The sequence below is a fragment of the Labrys okinawensis genome (assembly GCF_002982075.1).
Lineage (GTDB): Bacteria > Pseudomonadota > Alphaproteobacteria > Rhizobiales > Labraceae > Labrys > Labrys okinawensis_A.
In genome coordinates this window covers 362,864-383,668 of record NZ_PUEJ01000003.1, presented here as the reverse complement: position 1 = coordinate 383,668, position 20,805 = coordinate 362,864, and the positions used below count along the sequence as shown (strand labels likewise).

Here is a 20,805-nt window from a genome sequence, read left to right as displayed (position 1 = left end):
GATAGGTTTCGAGAACTTGCTGCGAGGCAGAGCAGATCGGCTCATCGCCCTGATCGACGAGGCGCTGAATCGCCAGGTCAACGCGATCCTGCACCATCCCGAATTCCAGGCGATGGAAGCACGCTGGCGCGGGCTGGCGATGCTGGTGCGCGTCGCCTCGCGCTCGAGCGAGGTGAAGGTCAAGCTGCTCGGACTGAGCTGGAAGGAGCTGGCCCGCGGCATGGAACGCGCAGCGGACTTCGACCAGAGCCACCTGTTCGAGCTGGTCTATAACCGCGAATTCGGCATGCCGGGGGGCGAGCCCTATGGCCTGCTCATCGGCGACTATCACATTTCGCCCACCGATCCCCAGGAGGGCGGCGATGTGGTCGGCACGCTGACACAATTGGCCATGGTGGCGGCGGCGGCATTCTGCCCCTTCGTGGCCGGCGCCTCCCCGCGCGCGATCGGGCTCGACAGTTTTTCCGAACTCAACCGGGTGCAGGATCTCAACTGGCTCGATACCAGCCCTGATCGCATGCGGTGGAACCGCCTGCGAACCCATGAGGACACGCGCTTCCTCGGCCTGGTCGCGCCGCGCGTCCTGATGCGTCAGCCCTACGAGCCCTATTCGCGGCGGCGCGACGATGGCTTCCCCTTCCGCGAAACCATATCGGCAGATGGCGCCAGCCTGCTGTGGGGCAACGGCGCCTTCGCCTTTGGAACCATCGTGATCCGCAATTTCATCCAGTCCGGCTGGTTCGCCGACATACGCGGCGTCACCCAGGACGCCATCGATGGCGGCATGCTGAGCGCGTCCGAACTCGCTGCCTATGATTTTGCGACCGAAAGCCAGGGCCTGTCTGCCCAGGCGCCGGTCGAAGTGCGCCTGACCAGCCGACAGGAACAGCAATTCTGCGATCACGGGCTGGTGCCGATCGGCACCACCTACATGTCGGCTTCGGCCATCTTCAACGCCAACCAGTCGCTCCACGCGCCACAGCATTATGCCAATGAGAATGCACGCCAGAACGCGCGCCTTGCCGCCATGCTGCAATATGTGCTCTGCGCCTCGCGCTTTTCACACTATCTGAAGGTGATCATGCGCGACCAGGTCGGCCGGCTGGCCGATGCCACCGCGCTGCAGCGCAAGCTCGAGGAGTGGCTGTCGGGTTACACGCTCGGCAATGACGATGCCGACCTGCCCCTTCGCACGCGCTATCCGCTGCGCTCGGCGGGCATCGCGGTCGAGGAGCTTGCCGGCAAGCCCGGCACCTTCATCTGCACCGTGCGGCTGCAACCGCATTTCCAGCTCGACGACGTATCGACCAGCTTCCACCTCATTGCCGAAATGGCGCCGCCGACGAGCAGCGTCGACACGGCCGCCCTGCCCAGAAGGATGACCGCATGACGCTCGCCGCCAGCATCGCCAGCTCCCTGTCTGAAGGCTCCTTGAGCCAGGCTCTCGACCAGGCCAAGGCGCATGTGCGGACCCACCCCTCTGAGAGGGACGCCCGCCACCTTTATATCGACCTGCTCGTCCTCGCCGGCGACTATGAACGCGCCGATGCGCAATGCAGCCTCGCCGCGACCCTAGCGCCGCAGGACACCATGGGCTTCGCCCTGCTGCGCAACCAGCTGCGGGCCATGGCCGCCCGCAAGGCCTGGTTCGAGGCCGGCGCCGTGCCGGAATTTCCCCAGGGGCCGAGCGCGCTCGACAAGGCAGCCATCGAACTCGCCATCATCCATCGCGAGGGCGGCGCGGCAAGGCCCGCGCTGGAAGCCCTCGACCGGCTTCGCGGCGAACGGCCGATGCTGTGGAACGGCAGGCCGGTCGGCGACTTCCGGGATCTCGACGACCGGGTGCCGCATGCGCTCGAGGTCATCATGACGGGCGGCGCTTATCTGTGGATCGACTTCGCCAAGATCGCCTCGGTGGCGGTCGAGCCGATCGCCCGGCCGCGTGATCTCGCCTTCCGGCGTGCTGAGCTGTCGCTGATCGACGGCGCCTCCGCGCCGGTGCTGCTGCCGGCGATCTATCAGGGCAGCACGGCCGAGGAAAAACTATTGCTGGGGCGCGAAACCGAATGGATCGCCGAACCCTCGGGCATCACCACCGGCCGCGGTCAGCGCTGCTTCCTGGCCGGCGACGACCTAGTCTCCTTCCACGACATGCAGACGCTGGGCATGCCGGAAACCGCACGGCGCAAGCAGGCTGCCCATGGTTGACCCGCTCGAACGGTTCCGGGCCCGCGAGCAGGTCCTGTCGCGCTCGATCCTTGATCGACTGCTCGACGCGACACCCGATCTCGCCCAGGATCCCGCACTCAGTCTTGCGGACCAGGCACGCGAGATGCGCGAGGCCATCCGCCGTGACCTCGAGGCGCTGCTCAATACCAGGCGCTGTCCGACCAGTCCGCCGGACAGGCTGGCGGAGCTCGGGGATGCGCTGGTCAGCTACGGCGTGGATGGCATCGTCTCGGCCAATCTGGTCACGGACGAAGCCAAACTGCAGCTGGCACGCGTGATCGAGCGGCGCATCGCCCTGTTCGAGACGAGGCTGTCGAACATCCGCGTGACCATCCTCAAGAACCGCACCCAGGGCGAAAGGACGTTGCGCATGCGTATCGAGGCGACCTTCCGCCTCTATGACGGCATGCCGCCGATCAATTTCGAATCGACCATCGACCCCTCCAGCCAGCGCTTCCAGGTGGAGGCTGCGCATGGCTGAGGGCTTCCTGCGGCGCTACAATGAGGAATTGTCGGCCCTCCGCCGGCGGGCATCGCGCTTTGCCGATGTCTTCCCCAAGATCGCGGGACGCCTGCGCCTGACCGGGGAGGTCGCCGACGATCCCCATGTCGAGCGTCTCATCCAAAGCTTCGCCTATTCGGCGGCCAGGGTGCGCCAGAAGCTCGACGACGAATTTCCCGAGCTCACCGACGGCCTGCTCGAAACGCTCTATCCGCATTATCTCGCCCCCCTGCCCTCCATGAGCATCGTGCGTTTCGCGCCAGGCGAAACGCTGGCTGCCACGCAGGTACTGCCGCGCCACACCGAGGTGCAGGCCGAGCCGGTCGGAGGCGAGACCTGCCGCTTCCTGACCACGCAGGACGTCGAAATCGCACCGGTGGAGATCGGTGCGGTCACGCTGTCGGGACAGCCGATCCAGGCGCCGCTTTCCCGCCATGCCGGTGCGGCCGGCTGCCTGCGGCTGTCGATCCGCTCCCTGGCGGGACGCCGTCCGTTGTCGGAACTCGGGGTCAAGCGCCTGCGCTTCTACATCGCCTCGCCCTGGCGGCAGGCGAGCGCCTTGTACGAACTGCTCGTCAACCACACGCAAGGCATCGCGCTGGCGCGCCATGCAGGCGACGACAAGGCCATCTTCCTGCCGGCCGATCACCTCAAGCCCGTCGGCTTTTCCGCCGACGAGACCATGCTGCCCTATCCCAGCACGAGCTTTACCGGATACCGCCTGCTGACGGAATTCTTCGCCCTGCCCCAAAAGTTCCTGTTCTTCGAGATCGACGGGCTGCAGCGCTGGCATGGCGACGGGCTGGAGATCTTCGTCTATCTCGGCGAGACGGACAGCAAGCTCGAGCGCTCGATCACCGCCCGGGACCTGGTGCTGCATGCCACCCCGGTGGTCAATCTGTTCCGCCAGACCTGCGAGCCGCTCGCACTCGACGGCACGCGCACCGAATATCGGCTGCTGTCGGATTCGCGGCGGCAGCGGACGCGCGAGATCTATTCCGTCGAGAAGGTGACGCTGACGGGACCGAAAGGCGAGCAGCAATCCTGCCAACCCTTCTTCGGCCGCACCCAGCGGTCAGGCGCGGCAGCCGCCTATTGGCAGTGCTATCGGCGCTTCGACCCCGACGACGGTACCTGCGATCTCGACATCGCCTTCGTCGATCACAACCGCCGCGTGACCGGCAATATCGACGCCGTGGCGAGCGTCGATGCCTGGTGCCTCAATCGCGCCCTTCCAGAGCGCCTGCCCTTCGGGGGCGGCCACCCTTACCTCAAGCTCGCGCTCGGCAACGAGGCTGTCGGGCGGATCGAGGCGCTGATCGCACCGACGCCTGCCGTGCGCATGAATGACGAGGATGGCCGCCACTGGCGGCTGATGTCGCATCTCCTGCTCAACCATGTCTCGCTGTTCGACAATGGCGGGGCGGCGCTCAAGGACATCCTGTCGCTCTATGCCTTCCGCGACCTGCCGGAGACCCGCCAGCTCGTCGACGCCATCATCCGGGTGGAGGCGCGGGCCGCCACCGCCCGCATCCGGGGCGGCATGGTGCCCGGCACCGAGATCACCGTGGAGTTCGATCCGGCCGCGATCGATCGCCCTTCCGCCTTTCTGTTCGGCAGCGTGCTCGACCGCTTCTGCGGTCTCTACACCTCGGTCAACAGCTTCACGCGGCTGACGGCCTCCATCAAGGGCCAATCCAAGCCGGTCGCCACCTGGCCCGCCCGTGCGGCCGAACGGCCGCTGCTCTAGGAGGTCCTTGCACGCCATGCTTCCCGACCCCAGCACAGACACCCTTGCCGATCTGCTCGAACGCGACCCCGGGCGCTTTGAACCGACCACGGCCTTCCGCGTCGCCCAGGCCAGCGAGGAGCAGCTTGCGATCGCCGCGCACATCGGGGTCTCGCCGGCCGCCCTGCCGGTATCGGGCTTTCGACGGAAGGAAGGCCAGGCCACCTTGCGCAGCGCCCTGGCAGGGCTCGCCGGACCGTTGGGTTCGCTGCCGCCTTCCTATAACGAACTGGTCATGCGCGAGGAACGCCACAAATCCTCCTCACTCGCGGCCTTCCTGCAATTGTTCAGCGCCCGCATGGACGAACTGTTCGTCGATGCCTGCGAGAAATACCGGCTCGCCCGTCTGCTGCGCTGGGGCACCCGCGAAGGGCGCAATGGCTTCATCAAGACATTGCTGTCCCTCACCGGCTTCGGCACCGCCAGGCTACGCGAACGCAGCGGCACCGAAGACGATGTGCTGCTGCGCTTCAGCGGCTTCTTCGCGGCCCGGACCCGCAATGTCAGCAATCTCAGGGCCATGCTGCGCGAAGTGAGCGGCCTGCCGGTCGAAATCGAGCTCTTCCAGGGGCGCTGGCTGAGCGTGCCCGAACACGAGCAGAGCCGGATGAGGCGTGAGCCCACGGTGCGCCTCGGTTTCGATGCCATGGCGGGCTCGGCCATCCGGGATCTCTCCAGCACCTTCCGCGTGGTGATCGGTCCGCTCGACTATCGGGACTATCTGTCCCTGGCGCCGGGGAGCCGCGACATTCAGGAGCTCTTCGCGCTCACGCGCCTGTTCGTCGGCTGCGGACTCGATTTCGACATCCAGGTCGTCCTCAGGAAAGAACACGTTCCTTTCTGCCAGCTCGGCCAGGCAGGTGATCCACCACGCCTGGGCTGGAACAGCTGGGCGCGCATCGCCCCGGCGGCGCGGGACAGTGACGATGCCGTCATCACCGAGCGCCAGGCGGTGCTTCAACCGGTCTCGTGAGGAGAGGGCCATGCGGTTGGAACTCAGGCAGGTCGAGGGAAACGGAGCCGGGACAGGGGCGCAACCCTGGGTGCTGGAACGCGGGCGCCGAACGCTCGGACGATCGATCGATTGTGACTGGCAAGTGCCGGACGCGGGCCGCACCGTCTCCAAGCTCCATTGCACCATTCTGCGCGATCGCGACGGCTATCTGCTGCGCGACGAAAGCGCCAACGGCACCCGTGTCGACGGTGTCCTGGTCCTGGAGGGCGAGACTGCCCGCCTGCGGCACCAGTCACGCCTGGAACTGGGGGGCCATGCCTTTGCGGTGTCGGTCATCGGCGAAGCCGACCGCGACATTGTCGACCCCGAGGCGGGCCTTGCCGTCAGCCCGGAGAATCTGACGATCACCGCCATCCTCGCCGATATCGCACCGGGTGGGCAGATCGCGACCGGGGTAATGGGCGGTCGCCTCTCGGATGACTGGCCGCTGCCGCAGCCGAATGCTCCCGTAGCGAAGGGTCGCAAGCGCGAGGCCCCTCCTTCCTCGCGCCATGTCGAGATCGGCTGGGACGGCCCGCCGGATCCCAAGGCGATCAAGCCGGTTCTGCCGGACGACTGGAACGAGGATTTCGACTACGGCAACCGCCTCGAACATGGTCGGGCTACCTTCGTGTCCGTGCCCATGGCCCGTGGGCGCAGCAAGGACAATGCCGAAACCTCGCCGGCAAATGACGATGCGATTGAGGCGGCTGCTCCCACGGAACGGGACGAAGATCCAGCCGATTTCCTGCCCGCCATGGCGGCGCCCTTTTCCTGGCCGCCGCGCTGCGACAGCCTGCTGGCCCAATGCGAGGAAGCACTCGAAAGGGCCTTCGTCCCGTTCGAGATCGACCCCCCCGCCTTGACACCGGCACCCGATGTCTTCGGCCTCGATCGAGAGGAAGCCCTGCTGAGGCGGCTCGAAACCCTGCTGGCACGCCAGCAGGCGCTTGCAGACGCGCTCGGCACCCTGGTTCGCGAAGTCGGGCCCCAGTTGGAGCCACGCATCATCGAGGCGAGCATCGATGCCAGCGCGATCAGCCTGCCCTGGCGCCGCAACGGGGCCTACTGGCAGGCCTATCGCCGGCAATTCGAGGCCGAGGGCCGGGATCTTTCCGTCCGCGACCTGTTTCGCAGGGCAATGCTGCGCTCGCTCGAGCCGGCTAGGAACGAACCAGTCGGCGGCGAGCCGGCCCCGACTGCGCACAGCACGACAAGCAAGGACGACGAAGTCGCATGAGAAACGAGAACAGGGTCGCATGGAGCGAGGGAATGTTCCTTCGCGTGCAGCATTTCCAGCAGGCCGACCGCTGGACGGAGCGGCTCGTTCGAGCGACCACGCGTGAGCTTGCCGCCTATCCCTGGGGTATCGCCGAGATCGGGATCGACCGCGGCGCCCTGGCGATCGGGCAGTTCGCCCTGGCGAATCTGCGCGGCACCCTGCCCGACGGCACGCCCTTCGAAGCCCCCTTCGACACCGACCTGCCGGCGCCGCTCGAGCTCGACGAGGCCACCAAGAACGCCATCATCTATCTGGCGCTGCCGGCCCGCCGGCCCGGACGCGCCGACATCGCCGTCAATGGCGGGGCGTCCTCGCCCGGCGTGCGCTTCGTCGCCTCGCATTACGAGGCGCCGGATGCCAATGTCGAGACCGACTTCATGGCCCCCATCGATGTCGGCCGGCTGAGCCTGCGTTATCTCAAGAGCGGCGACGACCTCGCCGGCTATGAGCTGATCGGTCTGGCCCGGGTGATCGAAGTGCGCTCGGACAAGGCCGTGCTGCTCGATCCGGACTACATCGCCCCGTGCCTGAACTGCGCTGCCGAAGCGCGGCTCAGCGAACTCATGGCCGAACTTCTCGGCATCGTGCGCCACCGCGCGGCGGCGATCGCCGAGCGCATCGGCGATCCCACCATCCGCGGCACCGCCGAGGTCGGCGACTACTTCCTGCTGCATATCCTCAACCGGGCCGATCCGCTGCTCAGCCACATCGCCGCCAATGCGACGCGGATCCATCCGATGACCTTCTACGAGCATTGCATCCAGCTCGCCGGGGAACTCGCCACCTTCACCATGGATTCCAAGCGCGCCAGCGAATTCCCGCCCTATCGGCACGACGACCTCAAGGCGACCTTCGCCGCCGTGTTCGACGATCTCAGGACCTCGCTCTCGGCCGTGCTCGAACAGGCGGCCGTCGCCATCGAGCTTGCCGAGCGCCGGCATGGCGTGCGCGTGGGCACCATCAACGACCGCACCCTGCTCAAGGATGCCGGCTTCGTGCTGGCCGTCAGGGCCGAGATGCCGGCCGAGGAGGTGCGCCGCCGCCTGCCGGCCCAGATCAAGGTGGGCCCGGTGGAGCGCATCGCCGAACTGGTCAACGTCGCCCTGCCCGGCATTCCCGTCCGGCCCCTGCCCGTGCTGCCGCGCCAGCTGCCCTATCGCACGGGCACGATCTATTTCGAGCTCGATACCAAGAACCCGCTGTGGAAACAGCTCGATACGTCGGGCGCCATCGCCCTCCATCTCGCCGGCGACTTTCCGGGCCTGGAGATGGAACTCTGGGCACTGAGGGAGTGAAGGAGGCCAGCCGATGAACAAGGCAACCACAGCGCCTTGGCAGTCCCTGCCGACGGTGGTCGAACTCACCGAGGACGGCGCCAGGAAGCAGCAGGTCGCCCGCAAGATGGCGGAGATGCTGGACGATGCGCCGCAGGACGCCGCAGGCCCGGCCGAGCCGTTGCGCTCCGGCGGCTGGTCGGCGGACACGCTGGTGCGGAATTTCCGCTTCGGCGGCGAGGAAGTCCCCACCATCGTGGCCTCCGCCGCTCCCCTGCTCAATCTCGCCCATGCCCTGCGCCACACCGCGGACCAGCCCGACATCGAGCAACTGCGCCGCACCACCACCGAGGCGATCAACCGCTATGAGCGCGACCTCGCTGGCGCCCGGATAAGCCCGGAGCGGGCTCGTGCCGCGCATTACGTCGTCTGCGCCACCGTCGACGATGTGGTGCTGAGCAAACCCTGGGGCGTACGCGCCGGCTGGGCCCGCTCGGGCCTGGTCTCGACGTATCACATGGACGTCACCGGTGGCGACAAGTTCTTCGAACTGCTCGACTATTTTCACCAGAGCCCGGGCGCCAACAAGGATCTGCTGCTGTTGATCTATCTGTGCCTGTCGCTTGCCTTCGAAGGACGCACCCGCGTCTCCCCCCGCGGGGCGCTCGAACTCAGCCGTATCCGCGACAGCCTCTACAAGACGCTGCTCGGCCAATATGGCGCCTTCGAACGGGAATTGTCGCCGCACTGGCGTGGCGTTATCGCCAGGCACAAGCCCCTGCGTACCGCTGCGGCGCTCTGGACGCTGCTCAGCATCCTCGCTCTGCTGTTCGGGCTCGGCTATCTCTTCTTCTCGCTCTCGCTCGACCGGGCCTCTGACGGCACATTCGCACGCCTCGCCAACCTGCCGCCCAACGAGGCGCCCAGCGTCTTCATCCCGCCGCCTCCCAAGGCGAAGGATCCGCCCCCGGTCCAGGTTCAGGCCAAGGCGGAGCTCCCCCCGGAACCTGTGGGTGAAAAACGTATCCGGCAATTCATGAACTTCCTGCAGCCGGAGGTAGACCAGAAGCTCGTGAGCTTGTGGAACGACAATGGCCAGGTGCTAGTCCGCATCAAAAATGCAGGCTTGTTCGATACGGGCAAGGCCGACATCAATCCTGGTTTTCAGGACCTGATCGACAAGATCGGTTTCGCACTACAAATCGCGCAATTCGAGGCAAAAGTGATCGGCTATACCGACAATACGCCGTTCAAATTCAATGGCAACCGGCGCATCCAGAACAACCAACAATTGTCGGAGGCACGGGCTCGGGCCGTGGGTGACACCCTGAAGACCTATGTCCGCGGCGGCGGCCTTACCACCGAAGGCCGAGGCGAGGCTGACCCGGTCGCCTCCAACGACACGAAGGAAGGGCAAGCACAGAACCGCCGCACGGAGATCCTGGTGATCGGCAAGCCCGAGGACGGCTACACCGGCTCGCCCCTCGTCCTGAGCCTGCCGCCGGTCAATCGCAACGTCGCACGGCCGGGAGGCGCCACGCCATGAACCCGCTCAGCTATTATTATACGATCCGCTCCTATGTCGAAGCTTATGGCACGCTGCTCGGCCAACGCTTCCTGCCCATCGTCTGGATCGCGGCGCTCTGCCTCATCATCTGGTTCTACGGCCACCTCATCGGCTATGGCGAATTCTATCCGCTTGCCAGCGCGACCAATCGGCTGATCGCCATCTGCATCGTGCTGGTTGCCGGTCTCGCCTATATAGGCATCAACATCTACAAGGCCCGCAAGCGCGACAAGGCGCTGGTCGCCGATCTTGAAAAAAACGCGGAGGCGGAAGCCGCCGCCAGCCAGCAGGCCGAAGTCAGCGAAATCCGCGATCGCCTGAAGCAGGCCCTGGCGCTGCTGCGCCGCGTCACCAAGAAACGCTTCGGCTATGTCTATGAACTGCCCTGGTATGTGATCTTCGGGGCGCCCGGCTCGGGCAAGACCACGGCCCTCACCCATTCGGGGCTGAAATTTCCGCTCGGTGATGCGCTCGGCGCCAATTCCGTGCAGGGCATCGGCGGCACGCGCAGCTGCAACTGGTGGTTCACCGACGAAGCCATCCTGATCGATACGGCGGGCCGCTACACCACACAGGATGATCTCAACGGCAGCTCCAAGGCCGGCTGGGAGGGATTCCTGACCCTCCTGAAGAAGCACCGCCGCTCGCAGCCGGTGAATGGCGCCCTGGTCACCCTGTCGATCGCCGACATCCTGACCCGCGAGCCGGCGGCGCGCTTGGAAGAGGTGCGCGCCATCCGCCAGCGCCTATCGGAACTCGACGAATATCTGCAGGCTCGCGTCCCCGTTTATCTCGTGCTGACGAAATCGGACCTGCTCACCGGCTTCGTTGAGTTCTTCGACGGCTTCAATGCCAGCGATCGCGAACAGGTCTGGGGCACCACCTTCGGTCTCGACGAGAGCTACAAGGCCGAGAATCTGCCCGAGCGTTTCCTGGAGGAATTCAGCCTGCTCCAGCAGCGTGTCGACGCCATGCTGATCGAGCGCCTGCAGCAGGAACCCGACAGCGAGATACGCGGCCGCATCTTCCGTTTCCCCGCCGAACTCGCCGCCCTCAAGGAGCGCCTGCACGAGGTTCTGGTGGAACTTTGCGCCGGGTCGAAGCTGGTGGAGTCCCCGCTGCTGCGCGGCATCTATTTCGCTTCCGGCACACAGGCGGAGATACCCGGGGCCGCTAGCGCAACACGCATGCGCCGCAGCTACTTCCTGCCGCGCCTATTCAAGGAAGTCATTTTCGGAGAAGCCGCGCTCGTCGCGCGCGACAAGCGGCTGACCCGCCGCCAGCTGATGCTGCGCCGTATCGCCTATGGCGCCTCGGCCGTGGTCCTCGGCGTGGTCTTCTCGAGCTGGATCGCCACCTATTTCCAGAACTCCCGCGCCCTGGCGCAGGCCGACGAGCGCATCAGTTCCTATGAGAAACTGGTGCAGGGCATTCCGGTGCGGGATGTCACCGACACCGATTTCCTGCGCATCCTGCCGGCGCTGAACAATATCAGAGGCGTGACCGATGGCTTTTCGGGGGCCGATACGTGGCAGATCGGCTTTGGGCTGGACCAGAGGGACAAGATCGCCGGCCGCCAGCGCGAAGCCTATCAGCGTGCCCTCAATTCGCTGCTGCTGCCGCGCCTGATGGTGCAGTTGCAGAAGCAATTGGGCGACACCTCCAATGTCCGTCAGACCTTCGATGCCCTCAAACTCTATGGCATGCTCGGCGGATTGGGCCAGGTCGACGCTCAATTCGCCTCGCAGGAAGCCGAGCAGATCTTCGATGCCCTTTATCCCGGCGAGGGACGGGCGGTCGCCCGCCGCGAGCTTCTCCAGCATGTCGAACAGCTTGTGGCGAGGCGGTTGCCGCCGATCGATATCGACCAGACCCTGGTCGCCAAGGCGCGGCAGGCGATCAGCGGGCAGAGCCTGGCGGCACGCGCCTATGACATCCTGGAGGAGAACCGGGAGGTCCGCGCCCTGGCGCCCTGGGTTCCCGCCGATGCGCTCGGCCCGCTCGGCGAACGGGTGTTCCAGCGTAAATCCAAGGCTGCTCTGCGCGAAGGCATTCCCGGCCTGTTCACCGGCGAAGGCTATCGCTCCGTCATCCTGCCGGAGGTCGCCGAAGCCGCCCGCCAGGCGCTGGACGAACACTGGGTCCGTGGCGAGCCGCCGAGCGGCGGCATGACGGTGGAGAGCCTGTCCCTGGCTGCGCTGCAGCTCTATTTCGATCAGTACGAGAAACGCTGGGCGAACCTGCTGGCCGATCTGGGCATAAAGCCGTTCCAGTCGCTGGCCGATGCCGCCGATACGCTTCGCGTCCTCTCCAGCGAGCCGGGCCCGATCGAATCCCTGGCGCGTTCCATCGCCAAGGCTGCCGATCTCAGGCCCCAGGCGAACGCCTCCGTCGCGATGGCCCCGCAAGGCGGGGAGAGCGTTGCGTTGAACGACAGCACGATCAGCGTCCCCGATCCCTATGGCCGCCTGCGCGAAGCGCTGGAGACACCCAAGCAGAGCGAGACCACCAGTTCAGAAAAGCCGCGCTCGCAGATCCAGGCCCTGAAGCCGCTCCTCGGAGCCATGTATACCCAGCTCTCGCGCGCCGCCGGGTCGACACAGCCGGCGAACAAGATCTTCAACACCGACAGCCAGCTCGCCGCCGCCGTCCAGTCCCTGGCGGAAGAGAGCCGACGCCTGCCGCCTCCGATCGACGATCTGGTAGCGGGACTTGTCGGGGATGTCGGCGCACTGGCGTCCAAGACCGCCCGTAACGAGGCGGCCGACAAATGGGCCGGCGACGGCGCCAGGCTCTGCTCCACCATCATGACTGGGCGCTATCCCTTCGAACGGTCTGCCAGGGAGGACATGGCGCTGACGGATTTCGCCCGGCTTTTCGGTCCGAAGGGGCTTTTCCCAAGCTTCTTTCAAAACGAGCTGCAGGCTTTCGTCGATACTTCCGCCACGCCCTGGCGCTGGAAAGGCGCGCCTGGCACCGAGGGTATAGCAAGCGACGCGCTGGCTCAGTTCGAGAACGCCGATAAGATCCGCAAGGCTTTCTTCCCGAACGATAGCGAGATGCCTTCGATTCGTATCACCATCACCGGCGTGTCCCTGAATGACGCCGCTGATATGGCAGTGCTCTCAACCGCTGGGGAGATACTTAGCCTCGTCAAGAATAGCCCCCAAGCGAAGATATTCGAGTGGCCCTCGAAAGGCGCCACGGCCGACTCCTGGGTCGTCGTGCGCCCCACTGAATTCAATCAAAAGATACAGGCATCCGGAGAATGGGCGACCTTCCGGCTGCTCGACAAGGCCGTGATCACTGCTGAAGGTACCGATCTGTTCAAAGCCCGCTTCAGCCAGGACGGCAGGAGCGCCGAGTTCAGGGTGCAGTTCGGCGGCACGCTCAATCCCTATCGCCTGAAGGCGATCGCGGATTTCAAATGCCCCTCACAGTTCTGAGGGGGAATGATGGCTCCGCGCGGCGCATCCCATCCGGCTCCTTCCGAGAATGACGGCATCGGCTTTTTCGGCAAGGTGCCGAGCCATGGCGATTTCGTCTCGACCGGCCTCGGCCGCCAGGCCGAGACCGAGCTCGTCAACTGGCTGCAATCGGGCCTGCAGGAAAGCGAGCAGACGCTCGGCACGCAATGGGAAAACCTGTTCCACGCCTCCCCGCCCTGGCGTTTCGTGATCGAGCGATCCCTGTGGGGGCATGCCACCATGGTCGGCATCCTGCTGCCGAGCCGGGACAGGGTCGGCCGCAGCTTCCCCCTGGTGATCGCGGCACGGCTCGGCAATTATGAAGGTCCGGCGCGCCTTTTCTGCTTCGACGAGAGCTGGTTCACCGCCGCAGAAGCGATTGCCGAGACCTCCACGCTGCGCGATTTCGACATCACGGCCTTTCTCGGCGGTCTGAAGCGCCTGCGCCTGCCCCAGGCCCGGCCGGTGCCGCCACCACCGCCCGGCGCCGCCGATGGCCGCGTCTCGCTATGGTGGACCGTCGAGAGCGGCACGGGGCGGGCCAGCGGCTTCAAGACTCAAGGGGCCCCGCGTGCCGGCGATTTCGTGCGCCTGCTGAAAGGCGGCAACCCCACCGTCAAGCAGCCCTCCCGGCCACCTACATCGCCCCCTCCGGTCGAGAAAACCGAGATGGCTCCCCCGCGGGTGGAGGCACCTCCGCTGCCGGCATTGGCGATGGAGCGCGGCTATGCCACCCACGCCGGCACCCGCCTGTCGATCAATGCCGACGCTTTGCTGGTCTCCGACAATCCGCGCCTTTTCGCGGTCGCCGATGGGGTCGGCGACGGCAACGGCGCCGCGGAAGCGGCAAAGATCGTCACCAACACGCTGGCCCATGTCTCTCCGGCCGATATGCTCGAGACCCTGGTACAGGATGTCAAAGGCAAGCTCGGGCGGGCGCATAGCTTGGTGCAATCAATTCGCTTCCCCGGCGCGGTGGAGCCCCCGAGCGCCAGCGTCGTCAGCCTCGCCGTCGAGAACGGAGATTTCGCCGTGGTCTGGGCGGGCAATGCCCGCTGCTACCTGATGCGCGACGGCATGATGCGCTGCCTGACGCGTGACCATGTCGAGATCGGCTTGCGTTTCGCGCTCGCGCGCAGCATCGGTGCGCCCCGCCAGCTAGTGCCCGAAATCGTCTATGACAGGGCACAGCGCGGTGATCGCTTTCTCCTCTGCAGCGCCGCGCTCGCGCGTGTCCTCGACGAGCGCACCATCGCCGCCACCATCGCCGAGCAGCCGGTGAAGGAGGCTGCCGCTGCCCTGGTCCAGGACGCTCTCATCGCCAATGTGCGTGAGAATGTCAGCGCCATCGTCGTCGCAGTCCAAGCCGCATGAGCGGGGAACCGCTACCGGAAGACCTGGAGGCGGTCGCCACTCGCTTCGCCGCCTTGTGGCAGGCCCTCAGCCGAAGCGGCGCAGGACCACGTCCGCCCGCCGAGACCCGGCTGCTGGCCGATCGCGTGCGCGATGCGCTCGACCGGCGCATAGACCGGCTGGATGCGGCGGACCCGGGTTTCATCGCCAACAGCTTCGCCCAGGAAGCAAGGGCCCATGAGGGCGCACTCACCGAGATCCATCGGCTCCGCCATCGCGATCTCGGCACCCTCCACGCTCTCAAGACACTTCGACCCGACCAGGCCGACAATGTCGTCGCCCGCGATCTCCTGCTGCGCGAGGCCGGTTTCGGCGCCAGGCTGCGCCACCGCCACGTCGCCGCCGCCACCGCCGCCCTGCGGCTTGCCGACGGACGGCCCGCTTTGCTGATGGACTGGCTGCCCTTCAGCCTCTCGGAGCGCATGCAGAAAGCTCCATCCTGCTACGACGAGATCCTCGCGACCGCCGCCGCCCTGCTGTCGGGGCTGGAGGCGGTGCATGAAGCAGGACTGGTGCATGCCGATCTCGCGCCGGACAACCTGCTCTATGACGGCGAGGATCTCGCCACGCTGCGCATCGCCGATTTCGGCATCGCCCTGGAAGCCGGGCAGCGCCATGGTGATGTCGATCTGGCGAAGGCCGGCCGCGAGGGCTTCAGCGCCCCCGAACAGCAGGCCGGCGAGCCGCTCGACGGCCGGGCGGACCTCTATGCCTGCGGACGGATCCTGTCCATGCTGCTGGAAGGAGCTGCGGTTCCCACCGATGCACGAGATTTCCTGCAGGAATTCTCAGCACGACTGGTCCATCCCGACCCGGACGGGCGGCCGGCATCGGCAAGCATTGCCCTGGCGATGCTGCGAAGCGGCCGGATGGTTCCCTGAAGCCTTGCCTCGTCAGTGGGACGGCAGGTTCAGCGACACGCCCGGCGCCGGGGGCGGGCTGGAGGGGATGCCTCCCGTCGGCTGCGGCGCCGCCGCCGTCGGTACGCTCTTCTGGAACACGGTGAAGAGCTTGGCGAAATCGACCATGCCGGCATTGCTGGCGAAGAGCATGTCGCCGCTCTCCATCTGGACCTGCTGCATCATCAGAAGGCTGGAGGCATCCCTCATATTGATGCGGAAGATCACGGCGCGAGGCGGTGGCGGCGAGGCCATGGCTTCCGGGCAATTGGTGCGCGGCGGCATGGTGCCGTTGCCATAGGGCGAGGGCCGCACCAGCACGCAATCCTTGGTCGTCCAGTAATAGGCGCGCTTGCGGAACAGGTAGACGTAGCGGGAATCGGCCCGGTCATCGAGCAGGCCGCCGCTACGCGCGATGGCCTGCGCCAAGGTGAGCTGGCCGGGTTCGAAATTGAACTCACCGGCGCTCTTGAACGCCCCCATCGCGGTGAAGCTCGGCGTGTTGCCCCCCAGGATGACCTGGTCGCCCGGCTGCAGATAGATGTTCTGCTTGGGGTCGGCCATCACCTGGTCGAGGCTCTGGTCGGCGCGCTGATTGCCGCGAATGACGGTCACCGTCGTCGCATTGGCAGGGCCGGTGGCGCCACCGGCTCTCGCCACCACATCGAGGATGCGCTCCTTGCCCGAAGCCATCGCCATGCGGCCGGCCGCACGCACGGCGCCGGAAACGGCAACCGCGCTGTTGGGCCGGTCGACGATGGTCACCACGGCCTGGGGATTTACGGAAGAGCCCTTGAGGCTGCCGACGATGCGTTTCTGCACCGCTTCCGGCGAGGAACCCGCTACGCGCTGCTTGCCGACGAAAGGAATGTCGATCGAGCCATTGTCATCGACTGTGAAGCGCCCGAGATCCAGCGTCTTGCTGTTGGTCGGCGAGAACAGGCCATCCTCACCGGTATCCAGCACGGTGATCTGCAGGACGTCGCCGCGGCTGATCTGGGTGCCGGTATATCCGGCCGAACGCAATTTCGCGAGACCCGGCGTGCCGGCGAAGGACGAAACGCTTGCGCCCGGCCCCTGAGCCATCTGCGCGGCGTAGGTGATGTCGACGACCGGAACACGCTCATTCGTATAGGGCTGGCGCGCATTCAGGAAACTCCCGGCACTGGGGCCGTCGGATGGACTGGAGCAGCTACCCAGCACGACAAGCAGGCCTACGCCCAGCAGCTTCCGCATTCCCAATCCTCATAACGAATCGTTAATCGCACAGATATCCAAATGCCACATTAAAGACAATATCTCTACGTCGGTGACGGAATAACGCCAAAGCTTAAACAAGCGGCAATCTATTCCGCGACGAGCCATTGTCATAAAGTTGTTGCACTGTACTCAGTTACCCATGTAACAGCTGTAAAGCGCTGAGGCACCCGCCCCGCCATACTTCACGGAACAACGGCTATGCACTTGCCAGAGACGGTATCATCATGACTTTCGGCGGGAAAGACACCGAGATGCTGCTTCGCGTACCAGTACGGCAGCATGGGCATGCCGGCTGCACGTGCGGCCAGCACCGCCAGGAGCGACGTCTGCGGCTTGCCGATCTAGGGGTTGGGGCTCGGGAAAATCGACTGGTCGGAGTGGCAGGATTTGAACCTGCGACCCCTACGTCCCGAACGTAGTGCTCTACCAGGCTGAGCCACACTCCGTATCCAGTCGTGGGCGGCTCTATAGCGGGATCGTCGGCGAGCCGCAAGCAGGATATGCGCTTTTTTGGTGATGAATTTCGCTGCGCTTTTTTGTAGCCCTATCTTGCAGCCTCTGAGCGAACCGTTTATTGAGCCGCACCGATTGGGGCGTAGCCAAGTGGTAAGGCAGCGGATTTTGATTCCGCCATTCGGAGGTTCGAACCCTCCCGCCCCAGCCAGGTTTTCCCTGCCCGGCCGGATTTCCACGCCTCCCTCAGAGCCAACACGCCCAGTCGGAAATTTGCGTTTCCGTGTTAGGCACGACGCCTTGCGCCCGCCCTTTTGTTTGCGCAGCATGGCGCAGCAAATCAATGCGATGGAGGCAAATGTGCGCATGACGATGGCAGCATTCCTGGCAGGCGCCCTTTGTCTCGGCAGCCTCCCGATTCCGCCGGCGCTGGCGACAGAAAAGCCTCCCGCCGACAAGGCGGCGCTGGCCGGCAAGCCCCCAGCGCCCGCCAAGCCGCATGCGCCCGTCAGCCAGGCGGTCGACTATGGCGACATGCGCTGCGGCTTCGCCGTACGCCGCCGCGATATCCTCGACAGCCAGATCATCGCCTGGGCGGGCGGCTATATCGAAGGCTATGCCAAGGCCAATCCCGGGCATTTCGGCAGCGGACGCTCCCTTGCCGATCTCACCGACCCGGTCGCCCTGCGCACCCATCTGCGCGGCTATTGCCTGAAGCACCGTGACAAGTCCCTCGAAACCGCCGTGCTCGCCATGGTGCCACGCCCGCATGGCGGCGACAAACCCGCTGCGCCGGCGCAGCACCCCGCCCCCCAATAGGCGGCTCAGCGCCGGATGAAACGCTCGACATAGTCAGGGCCCAGGCCGTTGGCGGCGTAATGGGCCCGGCACATGTCGATCTTGGAGAAGACGTCCTCGAACCCCGTCACCTTGCCCCAGGGATCGACATAGATCATGGCGCCGGTGATGTGGAACAGGGTGATCATCTCCTCGCAATCCTCCGGCACCACGAGGGTATGGGTCTCGCCGGGCGGCTCGAACACATAGGAGCCGGTCTCGGCCACCCAGTCATGCTCGAGATAGTGCCAGCGCCCCTTGAGGACATGGCCATGCACCGGCGCCGGATGGCGGTGGCGCGAGAGCACGCCGGATTTGCGCACGCGCAGCAGGTTGACCCAATAGCCCTGCCCGGCATGCAGGCAGAGGGGGCGGAACCAGACATTCTCCATCTGCGGCACCCACACACGCTCGTCATCGGGCAGCACATGCGGCACCACGATCTCGGGGGCCGCTTCCGCGGGCATCGGCAGTTGATAGGGCATCCGGCTCTGGTCGAGCTTGCGGTCGGGCGCAGTCATGGCTTCATCCAATCAGATAGCCGCCGTCGACGGGCAGGATCGTGCCCGTGACGAAAGCGGCGGCGGGGGAACATAGGAACAGCACGGGCCCGACCAGATCCGCCGGCACGCCCCAGCGCCCGAGCGGCGTGCGCGCCAGGATGGGGCCGCTGCGGGCAGGGTCCTCGACCAGCGCCTTGGTGAGCGGCGTCTCGATCCAGCCTGGAGCAATCGCATTGACGCGAATGCGCTCGCCGGCCCAGGCGATGGCCAGCGATTTGGTAAGCTGGGCGATACCCCCCTTGCTGGCGCTGTAGGCCGGCACCAGGCCGCCGCCGAAGAAGGACAGCATGGAGGCGAGATTGACCACGGCACCGGCACCGGAGGCCGCCAGAGCGCTGCGGCAGGCGGCACACAGGCGCATGGTGCCGTTGAGATTGATGTCGACGACCTCCTCGAACGTCTCGGGCTCATGCTCGGCGCCCCGCCGGATGATGCCGGCGGCGTTCACGAGCACGTCGAGCCGCTCGTAGCGCCCGGCCAGCGCGGCGACGGCAGCGCCGTCCCTCACGTCGAGTTCCACCGTCTCGATGCCGGGAGGAGCCGTCGCGCCCGGCAAGCCAGCCGCCACGACGCTGGCGCCGGCTTCGGCAAAACCCGCCGCGATGGCGGCTCCGATCCCACTGGTGCCGCCACTGACCAGCACCTGCCTGTCCTTGAAATCGAATTGCATGATCCATTCACCGCGGTGCTCCGGCTGAGGCGGACACCTTGCAATGATCTGACAATACCCCCTGCCCGGCGTCAATCCGGGTGCGACGATGAGAAACGGCCAAGAACGACACGATTTCTTCAATGCATCAGCAGGCAGGACCGCCGCATGTTACTTGACACCTTTGCTCAACTTGAATTTACTCAACGGCAATAAATAAAGGGCGGCGTGATGACCGTGGCCTCGCCCAGCGCGCTTTGTGCTTTGATGGAATGATTTCCAATCGCAAAGACGTGTCGGACCAGTAAGTGAGAGCAAACACGCGCTCATGCCTGAACGCATTTTGCTCCAGGCGGTAAGGGGGAGGGAAGCCATGGCGCCCGCGTCAATGGCGGAACGCGGATTGACCTCCGCGCGCATCCGTCACTACCACCACCGGATCGTGCTGCAGCGCCTGCGACGCCTGCGCGAGGCCTCCAAGGCCGATCTCGCCCGTGCCGCCAACCTTACCAACACGGCGATCGGCGAAATCGTCTCGGACCTGCAGGCCTTCGGACTGATTTCCGTGGTCGGCAAGCGCTATCACGGCCAGCGCGGCCAGCCGGCGACGCTGCTGCGCCTGGAGCCGACCGGGGCCTATGGCATCGGCGTGCGCATCGACCGCAACCGCATCGAGACCGCCCTTGTCGATCTCGGCGGCCATCTCATCGACAAGCGCTCGCACGACTATCCCCTGCCCGCTCCACAGGAGGCCCTGGCGGTGGTGGCTGCCGACGTCGCCGATCTCAAGGCCATCGCCGACGGCTTGTCTCCCGGGCGCGTGCTCGGCATCGGCCTGGCCCAGCCCTATAATCTCGGTGCCTGGCTCGACCGGCTCAATTTGGAGATCGACACGCTGTCGCTGTGGGAGGGCTACGATTTTGCCGCGGCCCTGCAGAGCCTGACCGGCCTCGACGTCCATGCCGAGAATGACGGCACCGCCGCCGCCATAGCCGAGCTCTTCTACGGCTTTGGCCGGGAATCGGATGATTTCGTCTACTTCTTCATCGGACCGGCCATTGGCGGCGGCGTGGTGCTGGGCGGCGACTATCGCCGCGGCTCCCAGGGCAATGCCGGCGATGTCGCCATGCTGCCCGTGCCGCCCTCGCGCCTGCCTTCGGTGCCTCCGCCCAAAGGCCCCTATGACATCCTGCTGGCACGGGCCTCCATCGCGGCCCTGATGCGCCATCTCGGCTGGCACGGCCACAAAATCGTCGGCCCCCACGATCTGCCGGCAGCCATCGCCGCCAATCCGGCGGCGCTGGAAGAATGGGTCGCCGATTGTGTCGATGCCCTGGTCGGACCGGTCCTGTCGGCACAGGCCCTGCTCGACGTTCCCAATGTGGTCATTGACGGAGACCTCGGGCCCCCAATCATGCGGGAAATCGTTGCCCGCCTCGAAACGGCGCTTGCCGCCGCCATTCCCGAAGCGCGCAGCGCGCCGGTGCTGCGGCTGGGGACATTCGGCTCGATCGCCCACGCCCTGGGTGCGGCCAGCCTGCCGCTGTTCATCGACTTCGCGCCGCGGGCCACCCTGTCGGCCAGCGCACGGCCGATCGCCTCCTTGGGAGAGACCCGCTTAGCCTGA

The 20,805-nt window shown here is 65.9% G+C and carries 16 protein-coding genes and 2 tRNA genes; 14 read left to right on the top strand and 4 right to left on the bottom strand.

Going from position 1 to position 20,805, the window contains the following annotated elements; all coding sequences use genetic code 11:
- Nucleotide 1: 1 nt before the first annotated feature.
- Genes tssC through C5L14_RS08830 form a run of 11 tightly spaced genes read left to right on the top strand, consistent with a single transcriptional unit; the run spans nt 2 to nt 15,398 of the window.
- Nucleotides 2-1,390, top strand: coding sequence for a type VI secretion system contractile sheath large subunit (gene tssC / locus C5L14_RS08880; RefSeq protein ID WP_105861970.1), 1,389 nt, complete (start codon nt 2-4; stop codon nt 1,388-1,390).
- Entirely contained in the window at nt 1,387-2,208 is an 822-nt protein-coding gene (locus C5L14_RS08875; RefSeq protein WP_105861671.1) for a type VI secretion system accessory protein TagJ, read from the top strand. Before tssC ends, C5L14_RS08875 begins: the two co-directional genes overlap by 4 nt.
- The gene (gene tssE, locus C5L14_RS08870; protein ID WP_105861670.1) at nt 2,201-2,710 is read left to right on the top strand and encodes a type VI secretion system baseplate subunit TssE; all 510 of its coding nucleotides are present in this window, start codon (nt 2,201-2,203) and stop codon (nt 2,708-2,710) included. The genes C5L14_RS08875 and tssE overlap by 8 nt, the downstream gene beginning before the upstream one ends.
- Nucleotides 2,703-4,481, top strand: a complete 1,779-nt coding sequence (tssF, locus tag C5L14_RS08865) for a type VI secretion system baseplate subunit TssF (protein WP_105861669.1) — start codon at nt 2,703-2,705, stop codon at nt 4,479-4,481. The genes tssE and tssF overlap by 8 nt, the downstream gene beginning before the upstream one ends.
- Before the next feature lie 16 nt (nt 4,482-4,497).
- A complete protein-coding gene (tssG, locus tag C5L14_RS08860; protein WP_105861668.1) occupies nt 4,498-5,493 on the top strand; it encodes a type VI secretion system baseplate subunit TssG in 996 nt (331 codons plus the stop codon).
- A gap of 10 nt (nt 5,494-5,503) precedes the next feature.
- On the top strand, nt 5,504-6,754 hold the full coding sequence (locus tag C5L14_RS08855) for an FHA domain-containing protein (protein ID WP_181161091.1): 1,251 nt from the start codon (nt 5,504-5,506) through the stop codon (nt 6,752-6,754).
- A complete protein-coding gene (gene tssK / locus C5L14_RS08850; protein ID WP_105861666.1) occupies nt 6,751-8,091 on the top strand; it encodes a type VI secretion system baseplate subunit TssK in 1,341 nt (446 codons plus the stop codon). Before C5L14_RS08855 ends, tssK begins: the two co-directional genes overlap by 4 nt.
- A gap of 13 nt (nt 8,092-8,104) precedes the next feature.
- Nucleotides 8,105-9,616, top strand: coding sequence for a type IVB secretion system protein IcmH/DotU (gene icmH, locus C5L14_RS08845; RefSeq protein WP_105861665.1), 1,512 nt, complete (start codon nt 8,105-8,107; stop codon nt 9,614-9,616).
- Nucleotides 9,613-13,083, top strand: a complete 3,471-nt coding sequence (tssM, locus tag C5L14_RS08840) for a type VI secretion system membrane subunit TssM (RefSeq protein ID WP_105861664.1) — start codon at nt 9,613-9,615, stop codon at nt 13,081-13,083. The genes icmH and tssM overlap by 4 nt, the downstream gene beginning before the upstream one ends.
- 6 nt (nt 13,084-13,089) lie before the next feature.
- Nucleotides 13,090-14,478: a type VI secretion system-associated protein TagF gene (gene tagF / locus C5L14_RS08835; protein WP_245443312.1), complete on the top strand. Its 1,389-nt coding sequence runs from the start codon at nt 13,090-13,092 to the stop codon at nt 14,476-14,478.
- Nucleotides 14,475-15,398, top strand: a complete 924-nt coding sequence (locus tag C5L14_RS08830; protein WP_105861663.1) for a protein kinase domain-containing protein — start codon at nt 14,475-14,477, stop codon at nt 15,396-15,398. Before tagF ends, C5L14_RS08830 begins: the two co-directional genes overlap by 4 nt.
- A gap of 12 nt (nt 15,399-15,410) precedes the next feature.
- Here C5L14_RS08830 and C5L14_RS08825 read toward each other — a convergent pair whose 3' ends face one another.
- Both C5L14_RS08825 and C5L14_RS08820 read right to left on the bottom strand, forming a co-directional pair.
- Entirely contained in the window at nt 15,411-16,652 is a 1,242-nt protein-coding gene (locus tag C5L14_RS08825) for a polysaccharide biosynthesis/export family protein (RefSeq protein WP_105861662.1), read from the bottom strand.
- A gap of 393 nt (nt 16,653-17,045) precedes the next feature.
- Nucleotides 17,046-17,122: transfer RNA gene (locus C5L14_RS08820), tRNA-Pro, on the bottom strand.
- 143 nt (nt 17,123-17,265) lie between these two features.
- On the opposite strand from C5L14_RS08820, the gene C5L14_RS08815 reads away from it, so the two are divergent.
- Together C5L14_RS08815 and C5L14_RS08810 are read left to right on the top strand one after the other, a co-directional pair.
- Nucleotides 17,266-17,340: transfer RNA gene (locus C5L14_RS08815), tRNA-Gln, on the top strand.
- Between the two features lie 155 nt (nt 17,341-17,495).
- Entirely contained in the window at nt 17,496-17,948 is a 453-nt protein-coding gene (locus tag C5L14_RS08810) for a hypothetical protein (protein WP_146126867.1), read from the top strand.
- A gap of 5 nt (nt 17,949-17,953) precedes the next feature.
- Here the strand turns inward: C5L14_RS08810 and C5L14_RS08805 are convergent, their stop codons facing one another.
- Both C5L14_RS08805 and C5L14_RS08800 read right to left on the bottom strand, forming a co-directional pair.
- Entirely contained in the window at nt 17,954-18,487 is a 534-nt protein-coding gene (locus tag C5L14_RS08805) for a 2,4'-dihydroxyacetophenone dioxygenase family protein (protein WP_105861660.1), read from the bottom strand.
- Nucleotides 18,488-18,491: 4 nt separating this feature from the next.
- Nucleotides 18,492-19,199, bottom strand: coding sequence for an SDR family oxidoreductase (locus C5L14_RS08800; protein WP_105861659.1), 708 nt, complete (start codon nt 19,197-19,199; stop codon nt 18,492-18,494).
- A 352-nt stretch (nt 19,200-19,551) separates the two neighbouring features.
- On the opposite strand from C5L14_RS08800, the gene C5L14_RS08795 reads away from it, so the two are divergent.
- On the top strand, nt 19,552-20,805 hold the full coding sequence (locus C5L14_RS08795) for an ROK family protein (RefSeq protein WP_105861658.1): 1,254 nt from the start codon (nt 19,552-19,554) through the stop codon (nt 20,803-20,805).

What these genes read in the sequence shown, in the direction of transcription:
- C5L14_RS08855 (WP_181161091.1), top strand. Translation starts at nt 5,504, where the DNA reads ATGCGGTTGGAACTCAGGCAGGTCGAGGGAAACGGAGCCGGGACAGGG.
- C5L14_RS08875 (WP_105861671.1), top strand. Translation starts at nt 1,387, where the DNA reads ATGACGCTCGCCGCCAGCATCGCCAGCTCCCTGTCTGAAGGCTCCTTG.
- icmH (WP_105861665.1), top strand. Translation starts at nt 8,105, where the DNA reads ATGAACAAGGCAACCACAGCGCCTTGGCAGTCCCTGCCGACGGTGGTC.
- C5L14_RS08800 (WP_105861659.1), bottom strand. Translation starts at nt 19,199, where the DNA reads ATGCAATTCGATTTCAAGGACAGGCAGGTGCTGGTCAGTGGCGGCACC.
- tssM (WP_105861664.1), top strand. Translation starts at nt 9,613, where the DNA reads ATGAACCCGCTCAGCTATTATTATACGATCCGCTCCTATGTCGAAGCT.
- tssK (WP_105861666.1), top strand. Translation starts at nt 6,751, where the DNA reads ATGAGAAACGAGAACAGGGTCGCATGGAGCGAGGGAATGTTCCTTCGC.
- C5L14_RS08795 (WP_105861658.1), top strand. Translation starts at nt 19,552, where the DNA reads ATGGCGCCCGCGTCAATGGCGGAACGCGGATTGACCTCCGCGCGCATC.
- tssE (WP_105861670.1), top strand. Translation starts at nt 2,201, where the DNA reads ATGGTTGACCCGCTCGAACGGTTCCGGGCCCGCGAGCAGGTCCTGTCG.
- C5L14_RS08825 (WP_105861662.1), bottom strand. Translation starts at nt 16,652, where the DNA reads ATGCGGAAGCTGCTGGGCGTAGGCCTGCTTGTCGTGCTGGGTAGCTGC.
- C5L14_RS08810 (WP_146126867.1), top strand. Translation starts at nt 17,496, where the DNA reads ATGACGATGGCAGCATTCCTGGCAGGCGCCCTTTGTCTCGGCAGCCTC.
- tagF (WP_245443312.1), top strand. Translation starts at nt 13,090, where the DNA reads ATGATGGCTCCGCGCGGCGCATCCCATCCGGCTCCTTCCGAGAATGAC.
- tssF (WP_105861669.1), top strand. Translation starts at nt 2,703, where the DNA reads ATGGCTGAGGGCTTCCTGCGGCGCTACAATGAGGAATTGTCGGCCCTC.
- C5L14_RS08830 (WP_105861663.1), top strand. Translation starts at nt 14,475, where the DNA reads ATGAGCGGGGAACCGCTACCGGAAGACCTGGAGGCGGTCGCCACTCGC.
- tssG (WP_105861668.1), top strand. Translation starts at nt 4,498, where the DNA reads ATGCTTCCCGACCCCAGCACAGACACCCTTGCCGATCTGCTCGAACGC.
- C5L14_RS08805 (WP_105861660.1), bottom strand. Translation starts at nt 18,487, where the DNA reads ATGACTGCGCCCGACCGCAAGCTCGACCAGAGCCGGATGCCCTATCAA.